This is a genomic window from Salinimicrobium sp. TH3 (genome assembly GCF_026676115.1).
Taxonomy (GTDB): domain Bacteria; phylum Bacteroidota; class Bacteroidia; order Flavobacteriales; family Flavobacteriaceae; genus Salinimicrobium.
Genome location: NZ_JAPONB010000003.1, coordinates 226,390 through 244,611, shown reverse-complemented (window position 1 = coordinate 244,611; position 18,222 = coordinate 226,390). Strand labels below are relative to the sequence as shown.

Sequence of the window (18,222 nt, the reverse complement as noted above, 5' to 3'; positions counted from 1 at the left end):
TTCACGGCGGCCTTTTTTGAATAAAATCTTTACAAAAATGAAAAATAAAATTATAGTTTTCCCATTGTTTTTAGCTTTACTCGTTCTTACAGGGTGTTCTTCAGATGATGACGTGATTGAAACAGATCCGGGGAATGGTACAGTAGACCCACCTCCCATTACAGGGGAGCCATTAAATCTAGCCGATTTTGACAACGGTACCGGAGTCATGATGCAGGGCTTTTATTGGGATGTGGAGCCAAGACATGAATGGTGGGAAGTACTCACTGCAAAGGTGGGAGATTGGGCAGATGCCGGAGTAAACCGTGTGTGGCTTCCCCCTGCTTCGAAAGGACAGTCTGGAGGATTTTCCATGGGATATGACCCTTCAGATTATTTTGATCTTGGAGAATATGATCAACACAGTACTGTGGAAACAAGATTTGGTTCAAGAGAAGAACTTGATGCGCTTATTGAGACAGCCCATGCAAATGGCCTTGAAGTGATTGCCGATATTGTACTCAACCACAACTCAGGTGGAGGTTTAGAGTACAACCCATACCGCGGGTACGATACCTACACTCTTTTTGACGAAGAGCATGGGAATGCTTCAGGCAAATTCAACCGTGACTATGAGAACTTCTATCCAAATAGTACCAGTCCATATGATCCTGGAAGTCTTTTTTATGAAGAGACTAATTTAGACCACAACCAGCAGTATGTCCAGGACTGGTTATGGGCTTCAGATAATTCCGTTGCAAATTATTATAAGAATGAAGTAGGTTTTGACGGTTGGAGATTTGATTATGTACTGGGGTTTGAACCCTGGGTAGTAAAGGCATGGCTTGATGAAGTGGGTGGATTTTCTGTCGCAGAACTTTGGGATTCAAATGTACAGGTACTTGAGAACTACATTGAGGAAACCGGGAGTGGGGTTTTTGATTTTTCCACCTTCTATAAACTTGATGAAGCCTTTGACAGGTATGATGACCTTACCTACCTTACCGATGATATGTTGTGGATGACCTATCCCGATAAGGCAGTAACTTTCACTGCCAATCATGATACCGAAAAAGATGACGATGAAAATAATTTTATCTCCATGGAAAATAAACTGCAAGCATATGCTTTCATTTTAACTCACCCGGGGTATCCAACCATCTTTTATTCAGATTATGAAAATGAAGACTTCAAAAGTCAGTTGCAACAGTTAATTCTTATCAATAACACAATTGCAACCGGAGATGTTGAGGTGCTTTATGTAGATGATGATGAATACATCATGAAAAGGGCGCGGACTCCATCCAGCCCCGGTTTGATCCTTTACCTGAACACCAGTGGGAATATTAAGATCAAGGAAAATATAGACACAGATTGGAATCAGGCAATGATCATGGACTATACCGGCAATATAGATTACAGTCCCATCACAGATAAAGATGGTAACGTTTCTTTACGTGCACCTGCCAATGGTTATGCTGTTTATTCTATCATGCAGTAAAAAATTGAAATAAATAAAAAAGGCCGGTCATTTGACCGGCCTTTTTTATTTGAGAAAATTTACACAGAAATAAATAATCCCGGAGGAGCGACATATTATCATCTGCCCCACCCCGACCTTTAGCCACCCCTCTGAAGGAGGAGACACCATCGAGAAAATTCCGAAAAATCATTCGTGAATTCGTGGCACAAATTTCTGATGACTGCTCATTGAGCACTGATCACTGAAATTACTCCAGTCTCACCGAAATAATCCCCACCCCGTGCTGCTCTTCCCTTTCCTGTTCTAAAAGATCTGGGCCTATGGAAAACTGTAGGCTTTCGGCATCTTCAACATCAAATGATTCCTGTACATTATGCTCGAAATATAAGGGCAGGAATGTAGGGTAAGGTCTGGGTAAAGTCACGGTATTTACAGGTTTAAGAGCAGAAATATCGATCTCATATTCCATTACTTCCGGTAGAAGTTCAATTACTTTCCCAAAAGATCTTCCATTATTCATAACCAATGCCACCTGTAGTTTTACCGGCTTCTCATTGAGCGAATGTCCTTTTAAAACCAGTTTTTCTTTATTTTTAAGATCTCCGCTCCTACCCCTGGCCTTTCTGTTGAAGTTATACTTAAAAGAGTACTCATAAACAGGTTCCGCTTCAGTGTTTTCAGGGTCTACTTCAAAAAGTTTTTCCACATTCACTCTAAATTCAGCCTCTCCGGGATACTTCCCCGGCACTGTATTGATGGTTGGCAGCCATCGCGCCACAACATGCTCGCTGTCTTCAGAAGCATTGAATAAATAAACCGGTGTTTCAGGTGCTACTACACGTATTTTATAAGGCTCATCCGGATCAAAACCCCATTCTCCCGGATTCCCTTTCTGTCCCCCCGGAAAAGTATTTGTTCCTTCGGAAGTAGTGACGATTATACGGTACTCTAAAAAGCCTTTTTTGAGCATCTTTTCCGGAACTGCTGCACCATAATCATATGCCTCTTTATGCTGAAGCTGCACACTTTCATAGGTATTCCCGTTCCTAAACCAGGCTTCGACCTTTTCTACAGGTTTATTGGAGACAATTTCCGCTGAAATTTCGTGTTTTCTACCCTCAGTAAGCGATGGAACCGGTTCGTGTACCACATAGGTCTTTTCTACCGTACTTTTAGGTGCTACAAAAGCCGTGAAATTATTTTCGCTCCAGCCTTTGTAGGAAGACCTGCTATTTTTGCCCTTTTTGGAAAGTATGTACGTGCCAGGTTCTATTGGAAAGCTGCTACCAACAGAGGTTTGAGCAAGGTTATTTCCTTCATTGATCCCCTTAACTTCAAATTCTTTTCCAAGGCCGGGAAGGTTCACTTCCATTTCCCACTTCCCATATTTAATCACGGCCAAAGTCTTTTCAAGACTGTTGTTTCCAAAAGGATTATCCACTACAATAGCATCTGGCATTACTTCGAGTCTCCAGACCCCATGCTCCAGCTTGTCGAGAAAGTAAGCTCCTTTACCATTATATTTTACCAAAGGCGAATTTCCCACGCCTGCGATCTGCTTCAGTTTTTGGGTGTTTTTCGGAAAGGTTTCAGTAGAATTCGTGTAAATAAATTTTTCTGCTGAATTCATTTCAGCAAGATCCTGTTCATAGCTTATCCTGAAATTTCCGAAGTTAAGATTAGCAGGATATTTGCCAAGGTCTTTGTTCATAGGCAACTCATGAAAAATCTCCCCACTAATCATCAATGCCAGCGCTTTTGAAGGCGTGTAGGCGAGGTTCATGAAATGTGTGTCGTACTCGGTATTGAAAGGCGCCATGAAAGTTGGATCATAGGCAAAATGAGTCCCAATCTGCATTCCTGCCTGCCTAAAACTACGTGCCATGGCCGGGTACATGTATGACTTCATCACATCTGCCGCATCGAACTCGTACACCAGTTTTGCCAAACCTTTTTTCTTCCAAACTTCGTCAAAAGGAATTTTGTAGTTATTGACATTAGGAAGAAGGTTTCCCTCCAGCTCTTTCCCAAATCCAAGACCCGTCGGATACCATTGGAAAGTCCCGCCGTCGATACCAGAAGCGGCATAAACTTCTGCCAATTGGGTACTGTGGGTAACATTGTAAAAGATTGGCTTTTTGGTCCCTGTAGATCTCATGGATGCCAACATACGTTCAATAAACTCCTGTACCTTCTCCGGGCGCTCCCTGTGGTGAGGTTCATTGCTAACTTCAAAGGCTATTACATTAGGTTCATCTTTATAGGCTATGCCGGTGTAAGGATTCACATGCTCCAGGAATTGCGCCAGGTAATTTTCCTGCGCCTCGATAGCCAGCGGATTAGTGAGGCTTCCCTCTTTCCCATATTTGCTGGAAAAACCGGGGGTGTCTTCATCGGGTTCAGGCCAGCCGTTGCCCCAGTAAGCTATAGGCGTAAGTACAAAATTGATTCCGCGGCTCTTTAACTCATTGATAAGGTAGTCAAAGTGATCAAGATGTTCATTTTCCAGGAGGTTTCCCTCCTCATCACTTATCTCGGTATCCCAAATATGAATACGGTAAAGGTCGAAACCAAGCCGTGAAAAATGATAAATATCTTTTCGGATTTCGGCTTTAAGGTCAACACCAAGTTTTTGTCCTGTGCGAAAAGCATGTGCAAAGGGCACCGAATAATTTACACCAAAGCCTTTCACCTCTTCCTTGTTATGGCCCCAGCGCATCACCCCGCTTTCATCCACATAAACATCACCCTTTTTCTCATTTTTTACAACCTGTGCAAAAACAGAATTTAAAGACATCGAAAGAATTCCCCAGAGGAACAGGTACTTCAAAGTTTTGGAAAATATCATACGGGAGCTTTTTTTCGGCTTCTATTTTTCTAAGAAAGTTCTTTTAAATTTAAACCTGTTTCTATATAAGTGTCGCTAGAGTTCTTCAAAAATGTCATTCCACCCAGTTGAAAGTGGCTGAAATTGTTAACTATAGGATCGAAAAAGTTTCCGGAAATCTTACTTAGAGAAAAGTAATGAATATGGAAGATTTGTTTGTAAGAAAGCTGCTGATTCCTTACCTCATTGGCGCAAGGTAGGGACTCACAACCCAAAAAGGTAAGGATAAAACAAGTTAAAATTTTCCATTTCAACTGTTGTTTCATACAGCAGTTTAATAACTGTAAATATTACCTTTATTTTTGAATTAAAGAAAAGATTTTAGAAAAATTTAATTTCATAAAACTTCGAAATCATTCCCTTGTTCTATAAGCCTTTTGTACCGTTTGCGATCAAATTTGTATAAAAATGCTCCTCTTTTTGAAGAAGTTTTATCCTTCTCATCCAGCTTCACAAGCACATTATGAGAAAAGACTTTTTTTCGGAAGTTTCTGGTGTCCAGTTCTTTTTGAAAAATTGCTTCATAAACACTTTGAAGTTGGGGAATGGTAAATTTTTCGGGAAGTAATTCAAATCCTAAGGGTTGAAATCTTGCCTTCTGCTTTAATTTTGCAAGCGCATCTTTCACCATTTGTCCATGATCAAGCACAAGTGGCGGCAATTCATTGACATCGTACCATGCTGCCCCATGCTCTTTGACCAGTTCTTTATCGTATTCATTTAGCCTAATTAATGCATATTGCCCAACAGAAATACAGCGGTAACCAGGGTCCCGGTTTACAGCTCCATATACCTTAAGCTCTTCCATAAAGACATTTTTGAGTCCGGTGGTCTCTTCCAGTACCCTTTCGGCAGCAGCCGAAACATCTTCGTCGAGGTTTACAAAACTTCCAATGAGCGACCATTCACCACTCAAGGGAGCTACCTTTCTCTGGAAAAGCAGCAGCTTAAGATTTCCCGAATCAAACCCGAAAATAATACAGTCTATCGCGACATACATTTTGCGGTTGTCCTTATAGTAATCCTTTTGAACAGCATGCAAATCCTCTTTTTCTTTGTACATTGATGATGGTGTTACTTACTACAAAAAAACTATTTTTTTCCGAATTTGAAAATTAATGTATAATTTACATTTATTATCTTTGAGTTACTAAACTTCCCGTCGTGAAAAATAGAACTGAAGATACCTTACCCGAAAGTTTCAGAAATTTTAAAGCACACTTCACCGTATATGCACCTGGCAGGATCAATCTCATTGGAGAACATACAGATTATAATGATGGTTTTGTCCTGCCCACAGCAATAGACAAGACCATCAAACTGAGTTTTGCCGCTAATTCTACTCCCTACTCCTGCAGTATTTACAGTAAAACACACGATAAAAGCTTCAGCTTTGATTTGCGAAAGATAGCCAGGAGCGAAGAACAATGGGAGAACTATATTCTGGGAGTGGTGAACGAAATTCAGAAGCGCGGGAAATATCCTGAAGGTTTCTCTTGTATCATAGAAAGTGATCTTCCTGTTGGTGCCGGAATAAGCTCTTCGGCTGCACTGGAAAGTGGGATGGCCTTTGGTCTCAATGAACTTTTTGGCCTTGGTCTTTCCCGGAAAACTATAGCTGAATTATCCAGGGATGCCGAGCATAACTACGTGGGCACCAAATGCGGGATCATGGACCAGTACGCCTCTGTACTTAGTAAAAAAGACCATCTTATTTTACTGGATTGCCGCAGCCTCGAAGCCACATATATTCCTGCCAGTTTTAAAGATCATAAGCTCCTGCTTTTGAATACGATGGTATCGCACAGCCTTGCATCAAGTGAGTACAACACCCGCAGAAAGGAATGTGAAGAAGCCGTAAATCATATTAATCAATTATATCCCGAGGTAAGGTCCCTAAGGGATGTCAATCTGGCCAGACTGGCAGAATTCAGGGGTTCTCTCCCCGAGGTGCTTTTCAAACGAGCCCATTTTGTGGTTTCAGAAAATGAAAGGGTTCTCAAAGCAGTAGAAGCAATAAGACGGGAAGATCTAGGTCAACTTGGTTTACTCATGTATAATTCCCATAAAGGACTTAGAGATAAATATGAAGTGAGTTGTGAAGAACTCGATTTTCTTGTAGACCTCACCACAGAATACAGGCCGGTCAAAGGTGCCAGGATGATGGGCGGAGGATTTGGCGGCTGTACCATCAATCTTATTGAAGAGGAAGCCGTTGAAGAGTTTATTGAAATTGCTTCGGAAGCATATCAAAAACAATTCAACATAAAACCCGAAGCTATAATCGTTTCCCCTGAACAAGGTACATACTTTAGAAAACACTAGAATTATGACCGAAGCTTTCAACACCCACCCACATAGGAGATATAATATTCTCACAGGAGAATGGATCCTGGTTTCTCCCCACCGCACAAAGCGACCATGGCAGGGCAAACTGGAAAAGGTGGTGGGAGAAGAGAGGCCTTCCTACGATCCTGATTGTTTTCTATGCCCCGGCAACACAAGGGCCAGCGGAGATAAAAATCCCGATTATAAAGACCCATTCACGTTCCGGAATGATTTTTCGGCATTGTTGCCCGATGGTCCCCAAGAGGAAGTGGAAGAAGGCCTGCTAAAAGCAAGTTCTGAAACCGGGATCTGCCGGGTAGTGTGTTTTTCACCAGATCATTCCCTCACATTACCTGTAATGGAAACAAGTGATATTGTAAAGGTGATCCAGAAATGGAAAGAGGAATATACAGATCTGGGCAGTAGAAAAGACATTAATTATGTGATGATCTTTGAGAACAAGGGAGACATGATGGGTTGTAGTAATCCACATCCCCATGGACAAATCTGGTCTCAGCTTTCAATTCCGGTAGAGGTGCAGAAAAAGACAGAGCATCAAAGAACTTACTGGAACCGGAACAAAAAAAGCCTGTTAGGAGATTATCTTGAACAGGAACTTCAGCTTAAGGAAAGGATAGTGCTGCAGAATGAACATTTCGTGGCACTGGTGCCCTACTGGGCCATTTGGCCTTATGAAACAATGATCATCCCGCGGCGGCAAATGCAGCATATTGGGCAGCTTACTTCAGAAGAAGAAAAAGCATATGCGGGTATCCTGAAGCAACTTACCATTCGATATGACAATCTCTTCCAGACCTCCTTTCCATATTCTTCAGGAATTCATCAACAACCAACAAACGGAAAAGAGTACCCGGAATGGCATTTCCATATGTCTTTCTATCCACCCCTGCTAAGGTCGAAGACCGTAAAGAAGTTTATGGTGGGTTATGAATTATTTGCAGGCCCACAGCGGGATATCACAGCCGAACAGGCTGCAGAAACTCTACGGAATTTACCCGAAGTACATTACACCAAACATTAGTCTCTCAAAATGGTGTTTTAAACGGCTTATTTGAAAGGTATTTAACGCCCGGAACTACTGAAGTCCGGGCATTTTTATTTTAAAAATTCATAAAAAAGACCCGGGAAAATCCAGGGTCTTTTAAAAAAATTATTATTGATTTTTGCACCTTTTGAAGCAGAACAGCCTCTACCAGAAGATCGCATAAAGCACCGTTACGATCAACATGATCACAAATGCACCAATATTAAACGCAGGGCCGGTTTTGAAGAAATTCTTTGATATAATAATCGACTTTGGATGATTTGCTCCCTTATTTTCAATAAGACTTATCACCATCATTATTGCCATGGTAAGTATCCAGGTAATAAACATTTGGTGCATAAATGGTAGTTCTACAAAGAAAGGACTGTCTATCCAGCCATTAGGTCCCACTTTAAAGTAAAGCGCGATGGGAATAGATGCCAAAACTCCCAGGATCGCTGCATTGTTTGTAGTCTTTCTCCAGAATAAGCCCAACATGAATACCGCGAGTATCCCCGGACTTACCACCCCTGTATATTCCTGGATGTATTGAAAAACCTGTCCCAGGCTTCGTAATTGTGGAGCGAGGAACACTGCAATTACAAGTGCAAGGGTAGCAGAAACTCTCCCAACGGTTACAAGGCGATTTTCAGAAGCTCCTTTTTGTATATAGGGTTTGTAGATATCCATGGTGAAGATCGTAGCAGTAGAATTGAGCATTGAAGCAATAGAAGATACTATCGCTGCTGCAAGTGCAGCCAGAACCAGCCCTTTTAAGCCTGTTGGAACAAATTCCTTGATCAACCATGGAAAAGCGTTATCGTTGATAATACGACCTCCTTCGGCAATAAATGAAGGGTCTGTGAACTCTTCAGAAAAAGTTCCCCCGGGACCTGTGTTCATTACATAAGCAATAATACCGGGAACAACCACGATCAAAGGGATTAGCAGCTTTAAAAATCCTGCAAGAATTATCCCTTTTTGAGACTCCCGCAAACTTTTCGCCGCAAGGGTCCTTTGAATTATATACTGGTTAAAGCCCCAGTAATAAAGGTTTGCCACCCACATTCCACCGAGCAAAACGGCAAGCCCCGGAAGATCCCACCAGGCGTCTTTTCCACCGGGAGTGATGATCTCCCCTTTCTCCAGGATCATCGAAAATTTCTCTGGCACCTGTTCGTATATCGATACCATTCCCGAAATTATACCTCCATCTTCGGCTACATGAGAAAGCCCTATATAAGTAGTGATCAAACCACCCACGATCAAAAGCACCACCTGTACAACATCTGTCCAGGCTACGGCAGCAAGCCCACCATACAGGGAATATGCAGCAGCAAAAAGTGCAAGTCCGACTATAGAATACATGAAGATAGAACCATCGCCCGAGCCCACAATAGTGTCAAGAGCTGTCGCCCCAAGGTAAAGAACAGAGGTAAGGTTAACGAATATAAATAGTGCGATCCAAAAAACGGCAAGAATGGTCTTCAAATTGGTACCATATCTTACCTCAATGAATTCAGGAATGGTGTATAATCCTTTTTCAATAAAGATGGGAAGGAAATATTTCCCCACAATAATGAGAGTGATGGCAGCCATCCACTCGTATGAGGCAATTGCAAGGCCAATAGCAAAACCCGAACCCGACATCCCTATAAACTGTTCTGCGGAAATGTTAGCGGCAATAAGAGAAGTTCCTATCGCCCACCAGGGAAGTGATTTACTGGCCAGGAAATAATCCTCTGAAGTTTTTCCCTTGCCCCGGGACACCCACAAACCAATACTAATGATCATTAATGCATAGGAAGCAAAAATTATCTTATCGAGTAGTGCAAATTCCATAAAATGTAAAATAAATGAAGTTGAAAATCATTTTCGTTTTCCTTCCGGACCAGAAGCTGGTCTTCTAAAAATTGTGTTAAATATAACAGTTTGATCAAAAATAAAACTACTGTTCCCGTTTAAAAGTTATGAACCGGTTTTGAACTTCCATGTGGTTCTGTTTTTATAGGTTTCTCCAGGTGTTAGAACAACAGACGGGAAATGGGGCTGATGGGGAGCATCGGGAAATTTCTGGGTTTCCAGACAAATAGCCGCCCGCTCTGATCCTATTTTTGTACTATACTCCCAGTCCGCAGGAAGATCCTCTGGCACATAAACCACAACAGCGGGTTGATTCGTCTCTACCTCTAAAGAAATTCGGGTTTTATCTCCTTTTAAAACTATCGCAGGAGTGTCCTTATCCAATTTAAAAGTCGTATCCAACGGCACCTCCCCTATTGCAGCAGGTTGCCGAAAATCAAACTCTGTCCTGGCAGTTTTTAGAAACTTTCCTGTGGGAACTCTTTGAGCATTGGTTTCAAGATATTCCTCAGCAACGATCTGCAACTTGTGATTGTCAATATCCCCCTCACCATTAAGATTGAAGTAAGCATGATTGGTGAGATTGACGATAGTATCCTTATCTGTTACCGCCGAGTATTCGATCAAGATCTCATTTTCTTCGGATAGGGTATATTTCACCTGAACTTTAAGATTACCGGGATATTCTTCCTCCCCATCCGGTGAGGAATATTGCAGAACTACAAAAGGATCTTCTTTTTCTTCTTTCTCTATAATTTTCCAGAATTTATAAGTGAACCCAAATTGCCCCCCATGAAGATGTACTCCCTCCTTTCCAAAAAGGAGATATTTTTTGTCTTTTAATTCAAATTCATTTTCTGAAATCCGACCTGCATATCGACCCACGGTAGCACCAAAGAATTTACCCCGCCGGTGGTACATATTTGTAAGATAATCTTCCGGCTGCGAAGGGCCAACAATAACATTAATCCCATTTATTTTAAGGCTGAAGATCGTAGCACCAAAATTGAGTATTTCCAGTTCGGATCCTTTTCGGTTTTTTAGTTTTATTAGCTGTAACTCTTCAACCTCCTCTTTACTTTTCAAGCTTTTTGCATTTCCACCCATTCTACAACCAGTTCTTCCAGTATATTAAGTGGTACAGATCCATTTGTCAGCACCACATCATGGAACTCTCTAAGATCAAACTCCTCCCCCAATTCTTTTTTAGCAAATTCGCGCAATTCCAGGATCTTGTTCATACCAATTTTATAAGCTGTAGCCTGGCCCGGCATTACAATGTGACGTTCCACCATTTTTACGGCATCGCTTTCGGCATTGGGAGAATTTTCGACATAATAATCTATTGCCTCATCCCGGGTCCATTTTTTAGAGTGAATTCCGGTATCTACTACCAGTCTTATTGACCTCCACAACTCCATGGCCAACCTTCCAAAATCTGAATAAGGATCTTCATACAACCCAATTTCCTTTGGTACAAGCTCGCTGTACAAGCCCCAACCTTCTACATAAGCACCATAACCTCCAATTTTCCTGAACATTGGCAAACTATCCAGTTCCTGGGCAATAGCCAGCTGCATATGGTGACCTGGAATTCCTTCGTGATACGCCAATGCCTCCATTTGATAAGTCGGCATGGCCTCCATGTCGTAAAGATTTGCATAATAAGTACCAGGACGGGAACCGTCCATTGCAGGTTGTTGATAAAATGCCTTTCCTGCACTTTTCTCTCTAAAAGGCTCCACTGCCTTCACAACAATATCTGCCTTGGGTGTTGTAAGGAATAATTCATCCAGGCGTCCTTTCATCGTGTTGATGAGAGAAGTCGCTTCAGCAAGGTATTGCGCCCGTCCCTCCTCAGTGTTTTCATAGTAGAACTGCTCATCTTCCCGCATAAACTGAAAAAAGTCTTTAAGGCTACCCTCAAATTCCACTTCCTTCATGATTTCCTCCATTTCCTTATGAATACGGGCCACCTCACTAAGACCTATTTCGTGAATCTCTTCGGCAGTCAGGGCTGTAGTAGTAGTTCTTTTCAAAGCGGTATTGTAGAAAGCTTTTCCTTTAGGGAATTTCCATGCACCATGATCGGCTGTGGCTCGTTGCTGCTGGTCTTTTAGTTTTACAATAAGATTTTCATATGCGGGCTTCACAGAGTTTAGCAGCGCTTCCTGAGCCTCAAGAATTAATTTATCTTTCTGGGCTTTCGGAATTTCCAGTTCTTCGACTTTTGTACTGAAGTCTTCTAAAAGGGCACTTGCCTCTGCCGATTTTTCAAAAGGACGGCCCTGCAAGAGATTTTGAGAAGCTTCGATAGTATGCGCAAAAACAAAAGCAGGAGGCATGATTTGATTCATCTCCCTAAGCTCGAGTCCTTTGATCACATCTTCCATCACCTGCGGAACCTTATTTAACCGCGCAATATATGCTTTGGCATCACTAACCGAATCGATCTTGTGCATGTTTATCAAAAAGGCAGGCAACTCTGCGTGTACTCCAAACATTTGGTTTACAGGATAGTTGTACAGCCTGAAGTCGTAGTCTTCTATTTCATTTTCAAGGTCCTGCCGGTACAACTTATAACTAAGTTCATCCTGGCCCTGTAATGCATCAGCATTTATTTCATTTTTGAGAAACTCAAGTCTTCTCTTTGCCTTTTTTAGATCCTCTGCATAACGCAAATGTGAAAAGTCATCCCAGGAATCATAATTGGTTTTGATTCCCAGCCGCGCCTGCAACATTGGAGATTCCTCAAGGTCCTTCTCGAATTCCTCTTCAAAAAAGGTATTTAACCGGGCTCTTTCCTGCTGAATTTCTTCTGCAGTTATCTGCCCTTCTTCCGTAGAATCCTTACAACCGGCAAGGCTAAAGATGAAGAACAGGAAAGTGGAAGTATATAAAACTTTTGATTTCATAGTTGAAAAATTGTTTCTGAATTAACGGGATTTAAAGTAAGAAAATTGCCGAAACCCTCCAGCAGCTCCTGCTTAAAAAAAGAGATGCCAAAAATAGCAATTTTGGCACCTAAGATTTTATTCGAGTACAGTAAAAATAATTTTAGAATCATGGAAAACCTTATGCTTTTCAGCTTTAAAATCCTCTTCTTCGGCTTCGAAGATGTTGTCGACATAAGTTTGTGGATTCCGGTCGATCAACGGGAACCATGTACTTTGTACCTGGATCTGTAGCTTGTGGCCCTTCTTAAAGGTGTGATGAATATCCTGCAATTGCAGGTTTACTTCTGTTTTCTTGTTGGGTTCGAAAGGTTCGGGATCTATAAAACTATTTCTAAACCTTCCTCTTATTACCTCACTGCGCACCATCATGTGGTAGTTGCTCATTGAAAGATAATCCTGCGTTTCTTCGTAATCCTCTGCATCGGGAGGATATACATCTATAACTTTCACCACCCAATCTGCAGCTGTTCCTGTTGTAGCTACCTGTAGCTTTGCCAAAACCTCTCCTGCAAGGGTAAGATCCTCCTTCAGCACTTCGGTTTCATAAACCAGCACATCAGGTCTTCGGGCAGCAAAGCGTTGATCGTCGGTCATATACTTCCGCGGCGTGAAAACCATCTTGATATCTTCAGAATAAGGCACCGGCTTATTGGGATCGCTTATAAATTCTTCGGCTCCCTTGGATGCCATGGCAATGTCAAGAACCTGCTCACTAAGTTCCTGCCTGTCTCCCAGGTAGTATGTTTTCTTCTCTGCCTCTCTTGGTGGCCAGGCTGCATAGCTCTTCCATTCCCGCAAGCCGGTGTCGAACATGTAAGCTTCGGGAAGAGGTACAGTAGCATCGGCTTCTCCCTTCAAAAAGTGGTTAAAGAATAATGTTTCTACCTCCTTTTGATAGTTTTCAGAAATATTATCTCCAAAATAAACATTCCCAATGGCCTGCCGCTCTCTTTTACGAGCCCAGTCGCCGTGGCTCCAGGGTCCCATGACCAACATGTTGAAGTTATCGCCGGTTTCTTCAATGGTCTCGTAAATGTTGAAAGGGCCGTAAAGATCTTCAGCATCAAAGAGTCCGCCCACGATCATCACCGCAGGTTTTATGTCTTTTAAATGCTGTACAATCCCTCTTTTTTGCCAGAATTCATCATAATTTGGATGATCTTTTAGCTGTTGCCAAAAGACATTGTCCTCTCCATAGTACTTATCGAGATTTTTTAGAGGACCGGCATCGAGGAAGAATTGATATTGATCTTTTGTCTTTAGTTCTGGAAAAGAATACCAGGCAGTATCAGACGGTGTGGTTTTTTCGTAACCAAACAATGCAGTAGCTCTCCAATAGCTTAAAAAATAAGCTCCGTTGTGATGAAAATCATCGAAAAAGAAGTCTCCAATAGAAGCTTGCGGAGAAACTGCCTTAATTGCAGGATGATTTGCCAGCAACGAGTAAGTGGCATAAAACCCGGGGTAAGAAATCCCCCAGAGGCCAACCCGGCCGTTGTTATTTTCCACATTTTCCAGCAGCCACTCTACCGTGTCAAAGGTATCACTGGCCTCGTCGATCTGTTTTCCTTCTTTATTAGGGATGAAGGGTCTCATATTATCATAAACTCCTTCGCTCATCCACCTGCCGCGTACGTCCTGGTAAACAAAAATATTCCCCTGCTTCATCAAATATTCGTTCGGCCCCAGTATGGAACGAAATTGATCTTTCCCATACGGCCTGGAACTATAAGGAGTACGGGTTATTAGAATTGGATATTCCCTGGAAGTATCTTTTGGGGAAAATATTGTGGTGTGCAGGTTAATGCCATCACGCATAGGAATAACCACTTCCCTTTTATTATAGTGGTCTTCGACTTTGAAGTCGATTTCGGTTTGTGCAAAACCCAGGCTGCTAACCAGCAAAAACAGCACCGGTAGGAAAAAAGATCTGGTAAATTTCATGTGTAAGCTTTGTTTTGAAGTCCCTAAAGATAGGAATTCCTGCCAAAAACCTACTGCACTCCCTGTTTACTCCTTATTGAATTCTTCCAGGCCCTCTTCCAGCCACTCTTTAAATTCTTCTGAATCTGGGGTATAACCCACTGGCCGGTTGAGCATGTTCATCTCATGATCAAGCAAAACGTAAAAAGGCTGAGAGTTGTTCCTGAAGTTAAGGGTTTGAAAAGTAGCCCATTTGTCCCCAATAGTCTCTATCTGTTTGATCCCACCTGTTGGTTTTTGATAGTTGAATTTTTGATCTTCGGGCAGCTCTTTTCGGTCATCCACGTACAGGGAGATAAGCACGAATTCGTCCTTCATGACATCAAAAACCTTTGGCTCACTCCAAACCTGCTCTTCCATTTTTCGGCAATTCACGCAGGCCCAGCCGGTAAAATCGAGAAGAATGGGTTTATTTTCAGCTTTTGCCGCGGCCACTCCTTCTTCGAAATCCTTGTAAGCTTTTAACCCCAAAGGTCCTTCAGTTTCTTTTTCATAGATACTGTAGAACAAAGGTGGCGGGAAACCACTAAGTAATTTTAAATTGGCATGCGGAGTATTAGTTAATCCCGGAATAAGATATACTATAAAAGCCAGGGTTATGACTCCTAAAAATAACTTTCCTTTTCCAAGTTTGGTTTTTGGTCCATCATGTGGAAACCTTATAACCCCTATTAAGTAAAGCAACAAGCCTATTCCTACCAGGATCCAAATTCCAATGAAAATTTCTCTTTTTAAGAGTCCCCAGTGTTGTACGAGATCGGCATTGGAAAGGAATTTAAATGCCAATGCCAGTTCAATGAATCCTAAGATTACCTTAATGGAATTTAGCCATCCACCGCTCTTGGGCAAAGAATTAAGCCAGTTGGGGAAAAGCGCAAATAACCCGAAGGGTAATGCCAAAGCCAAACCAAATCCACCCATTCCAAAGGAAAGCTGGGTCGCGCCACCATCTGTAGTTAGGGAACTTCCCAACAGAGATCCTAATATAGGTCCTGTACAGGAGAAGGAGACAATTGCAAGAGTAAGTGCCATAAAAAATACTCCTATTAATCCTCCAAAACTTGAAGCCTTGTCATCCATTTTATTACTCCAGGAGGTAGGCAGCGTAATTTCGTAATAACCAAAAAATGAGAATGCGAAAAAGATAAAGATCACAAAGAATATGATATTAAGTGTGGTATTGGTGGAGATGTTGTTCAGGATTTCCGGATCCAGCGAATCGAGAAGGTGAAATGGGAGACTAAGCAACAGGTAAATTAAAAAGATAAATACCCCGTACATGATCGCATTGACCAATCCTCTCTTACGAGTCCTCGCACCTTTTGTAAAGAACGATACAGTAAGAGGGATCATTGGAAAAACACAAGGGGTAAGTAGAGCAATCAACCCTCCAATAAAACCAAGAAAGAAAATGGTCATAAAGCCATCGCCTTTTTCCTCTTTTACGTCAACCCCGCCAACTGCTTTTACTTCAATATTAAGAGCTTCGGTAAGATTTTGATCTTTATCTGATACTTCAAGATTGGTAAATCCTTCTTCCACTTTATTCTCTCCAATATTAAAGGTGAATCGTTCAGTTTCCGGTGGCAGGCATTTCTCATCGTCACAAACCGAAAAATAAACTTCCGCAGTAATTAGAAGATCTGTTGGATCCAATACTTTTATCTTCTGTTTAAAGACAGCTTCTTCTTCAAAATAGGTGATTTCGGCTTCAAAAACCGCATCAAACATCGCAGGTACATCTGGCTCAATAGTGGTGCCTATAAGCTCATATTTTCCAGGTGCTTCCACAAAAGTAAATTTGGTAGCAATGGGAGCGATCTCAATGTCCACTTCCTCCTGGGAATAAAGATGCCAACCCGGTTCTAAAGAAGCGGTAAAAACCAGATTATAAATAGAATCGTTTTCCTGCTCAACTGCTGCATGCCATTCAATGGGATCTTCCATTCCCTGCCCCAGGTTATTAGGATCAAAAATTTGAGCATGGCTGCCAAAAATGGCAAAAAAGAACATTAATAAAACTAGCGGTAATCTCATGGTGTGTAACTTAAGCGCAAAATTTGTTTTGTTTCATCTTTAACCGCAAATCGTGCATCGGGACGGTGGCCTATAACCCAAACAATTTTGTCATTGGAGCACAAAAGCCAACAATTCTCTTTTTGTGGCAAAGATAATTTCTCATCTTTAAAAAACTTGCTCAGTTTCTTCTTTCCTTTCATGCCAAAGGGGTAAAAATAGTCGCCTTCCCGCCATTTCCTTACAACAAAAGGGTACTCGATTTTATCCCGGTCCAGGAAAATTGTTCTCTCATCACTGTTTTCAAAATCCTCGACAGCTTCAAAATGAAAAGTTCCCATGGGCAACATCACCACTTCTTCATTTTCTTTGATCTCATACACCTTATCCTCTGTTGGTAACAACAGCGTAAGCAGTAATTTATCCCTGTCTCTAATTAGGCGGTGAGTTTTAGAATAGACAATTTTTCCCGGTTGCGATTCGAGCAGGGCATAAACGTCTTCCCATTCGGTGAACTCAAAAGATCTAAAAAGAGAGTACATCACGGCCTTAGTATTAGGAATGGACTGTAACTTGGCAATCTCAAACGAATAGCCGTATTCCTCCTGCCTGGCGATCTTCGGAAAAAGTGCAGAAATATAATCTTCGATAAGCTCTGAACTTTGCTGAAGATAACTCCTTGTTTTACTAAAACTTTCCAACAGCTGCGGATTCAATTCCAGCAACTTCGGGATTACCTCCAGCCTTACTTTATTCCTGAAATATTTTACCGAATCATTACTGCTGTCTTCCCGCCACTTAAGCTTTTGAAGGTGAGCATAATCTTCGATGTTCTTCCGGGTAAAGGGAAGCAGCGGCCTAATGGTGTAATCATTGACATCTGGAATTCCTGTTAGGCCTTCCAGTCCCGTTCCCCTTATAAAGTTTATTAGAACGGTTTCCAGGTTATCATTGGCATGATGTGCTGTAAAAACATAATCGAATTGCAAGGTTTCCTGCAGCTCCCTAAACCAGTTATAGCGCAGGTCGCGCGCCGCCATTTGAATAGATATTTTCTTTTCTTTGGCATAGGCTTGAGTTTCAAAGCCTTCAATAAAGACTTCAGCCTCAAGTGCATCTGCCAGTTCCATTACAAAAGCCTCATCGCCTTCGCTTTCCTCTCCTCTAAGGTGAAAATTGCAGTGAGCAAGGGAAAAATCAAGTCCTGCTTCCCGGCATAGATGGGCCAGGACAACGCTGTCCACCCCGCCGCTAACGGCAAGAAGGATTTTTCCCTCAAAAGTATTTGGAAACTGCTCCTTGAGATGGTTTTTAAAAGCTAACAGCATAGGCTCAAAGATATCAAAAATGAAGTGGCTTTTTACGGTCTTTTTGCTTTGCCTTTTTAAGTAGTAGCATAGTTCGCCACGAATTCACTAATTCTTCCTATCCTCACTCAGCCGTTCTACACTCACACCTTTATATAGACGCTATTTATTCATTATTAATTGATCATGTTAAAAGTCACGGATTCACTAATGTTTGCAAAAACCTGAACAATATCTTATGACTTAATTTGAAAACTCATTTGCCAATCTGTCGCCCCTCCGCGGCTCTTGACGTGGTTCTTTGGAGCCCGGGGTTGAAACCCCGGGCTAATTACGTTGAGCCCTTTTGGGCATTTTTATACTCCACAGTTTTG

General features: G+C 41.8%; 11 protein-coding genes. 3 read left to right on the top strand and 8 right to left on the bottom strand.

What is annotated here, in order from left to right; genetic code table 11:
• Window positions 1-37 precede the first annotated feature (37 nt).
• Complete coding sequence (locus tag OU683_RS06850) at window positions 38-1,480, top strand: alpha-amylase (RefSeq protein WP_268136577.1); 1,443 nt, start codon at window positions 38-40, stop codon at window positions 1,478-1,480.
• Window positions 1,481-1,709: 229 nt separating this feature from the next.
• Here OU683_RS06850 and OU683_RS06845 read toward each other — a convergent pair whose 3' ends face one another.
• Both OU683_RS06845 and OU683_RS06840 read right to left on the bottom strand, forming a co-directional pair.
• Window positions 1,710-4,310: a glycoside hydrolase 5 family protein gene (locus tag OU683_RS06845; protein WP_268136575.1), complete on the bottom strand. Its 2,601-nt coding sequence runs from the start codon at window positions 4,308-4,310 to the stop codon at window positions 1,710-1,712.
• Window positions 4,311-4,686: 376 nt separating this feature from the next.
• Window positions 4,687-5,412, bottom strand: a complete 726-nt coding sequence (locus tag OU683_RS06840) for an NUDIX hydrolase (protein WP_268136573.1) — start codon at window positions 5,410-5,412, stop codon at window positions 4,687-4,689.
• Window positions 5,413-5,513: 101 nt separating this feature from the next.
• On the opposite strand from OU683_RS06840, the gene galK reads away from it, so the two are divergent.
• Both galK and OU683_RS06830 read left to right on the top strand, forming a co-directional pair.
• Entirely contained in the window at window positions 5,514-6,674 is a 1,161-nt protein-coding gene (gene galK / locus OU683_RS06835; RefSeq protein ID WP_268136571.1) for a galactokinase, read from the top strand.
• A gap of 4 nt (window positions 6,675-6,678) precedes the next feature.
• The gene (locus OU683_RS06830; protein WP_268136569.1) at window positions 6,679-7,719 is read left to right on the top strand and encodes a UDP-glucose--hexose-1-phosphate uridylyltransferase; all 1,041 of its coding nucleotides are present in this window, start codon (window positions 6,679-6,681) and stop codon (window positions 7,717-7,719) included.
• A gap of 168 nt (window positions 7,720-7,887) precedes the next feature.
• On the opposite strand, the gene OU683_RS06825 is transcribed toward OU683_RS06830, so the two are convergent.
• The 6 genes from OU683_RS06825 to tilS all read right to left on the bottom strand — a co-directional run bounded on the left by OU683_RS06825 (window position 7,888) and on the right by tilS (window position 17,869).
• Complete coding sequence (locus tag OU683_RS06825) at window positions 7,888-9,564, bottom strand: sodium/sugar symporter (RefSeq protein ID WP_268136567.1); 1,677 nt, start codon at window positions 9,562-9,564, stop codon at window positions 7,888-7,890.
• Window positions 9,565-9,690: 126 nt separating this feature from the next.
• A complete protein-coding gene (locus tag OU683_RS06820; protein WP_268136565.1) occupies window positions 9,691-10,671 on the bottom strand; it encodes an aldose epimerase family protein in 981 nt (326 codons plus the stop codon).
• Window positions 10,668-12,500, bottom strand: a complete 1,833-nt coding sequence (locus tag OU683_RS06815) for a DUF885 domain-containing protein (protein ID WP_268136563.1) — start codon at window positions 12,498-12,500, stop codon at window positions 10,668-10,670. Before OU683_RS06815 ends, OU683_RS06820 begins: the two co-directional genes overlap by 4 nt.
• 117 nt (window positions 12,501-12,617) lie before the next feature.
• Window positions 12,618-14,486 carry a CocE/NonD family hydrolase gene (locus OU683_RS06810; RefSeq protein WP_268136561.1) on the bottom strand — a complete coding sequence of 623 codons (1,869 nt, stop codon included), beginning with the start codon at window positions 14,484-14,486 and terminating at the stop codon, window positions 12,618-12,620.
• Window positions 14,487-14,552: 66 nt separating this feature from the next.
• Window positions 14,553-16,562 carry a protein-disulfide reductase DsbD family protein gene (locus tag OU683_RS06805; protein WP_268136559.1) on the bottom strand — a complete coding sequence of 670 codons (2,010 nt, stop codon included), beginning with the start codon at window positions 16,560-16,562 and terminating at the stop codon, window positions 14,553-14,555.
• Window positions 16,559-17,869, bottom strand: a complete 1,311-nt coding sequence (gene tilS / locus OU683_RS06800) for a tRNA lysidine(34) synthetase TilS (protein ID WP_268136557.1) — start codon at window positions 17,867-17,869, stop codon at window positions 16,559-16,561. The genes OU683_RS06805 and tilS overlap by 4 nt, the downstream gene beginning before the upstream one ends.
• Window positions 17,870-18,222 lie beyond the last annotated feature (353 nt).

Excerpts from the sequence above, each read along its gene's own strand:
- OU683_RS06840 (WP_268136573.1), bottom strand. The coding sequence starts at position 5,412 with ATGTACAAAGAAAAAGAGGATTTGCATGCTGTTCAAAAGGATTACTAT.
- OU683_RS06805 (WP_268136559.1), bottom strand. The coding sequence starts at position 16,562 with ATGAGATTACCGCTAGTTTTATTAATGTTCTTTTTTGCCATTTTTGGC.
- OU683_RS06850 (WP_268136577.1), top strand. The coding sequence starts at position 38 with ATGAAAAATAAAATTATAGTTTTCCCATTGTTTTTAGCTTTACTCGTT.
- tilS (WP_268136557.1), bottom strand. The coding sequence starts at position 17,869 with ATGCTGTTAGCTTTTAAAAACCATCTCAAGGAGCAGTTTCCAAATACT.
- OU683_RS06810 (WP_268136561.1), bottom strand. The coding sequence starts at position 14,486 with ATGAAATTTACCAGATCTTTTTTCCTACCGGTGCTGTTTTTGCTGGTT.
- OU683_RS06830 (WP_268136569.1), top strand. The coding sequence starts at position 6,679 with ATGACCGAAGCTTTCAACACCCACCCACATAGGAGATATAATATTCTC.
- OU683_RS06815 (WP_268136563.1), bottom strand. The coding sequence starts at position 12,500 with ATGAAATCAAAAGTTTTATATACTTCCACTTTCCTGTTCTTCATCTTT.
- OU683_RS06825 (WP_268136567.1), bottom strand. The coding sequence starts at position 9,564 with ATGGAATTTGCACTACTCGATAAGATAATTTTTGCTTCCTATGCATTA.
- OU683_RS06845 (WP_268136575.1), bottom strand. The coding sequence starts at position 4,310 with ATGATATTTTCCAAAACTTTGAAGTACCTGTTCCTCTGGGGAATTCTT.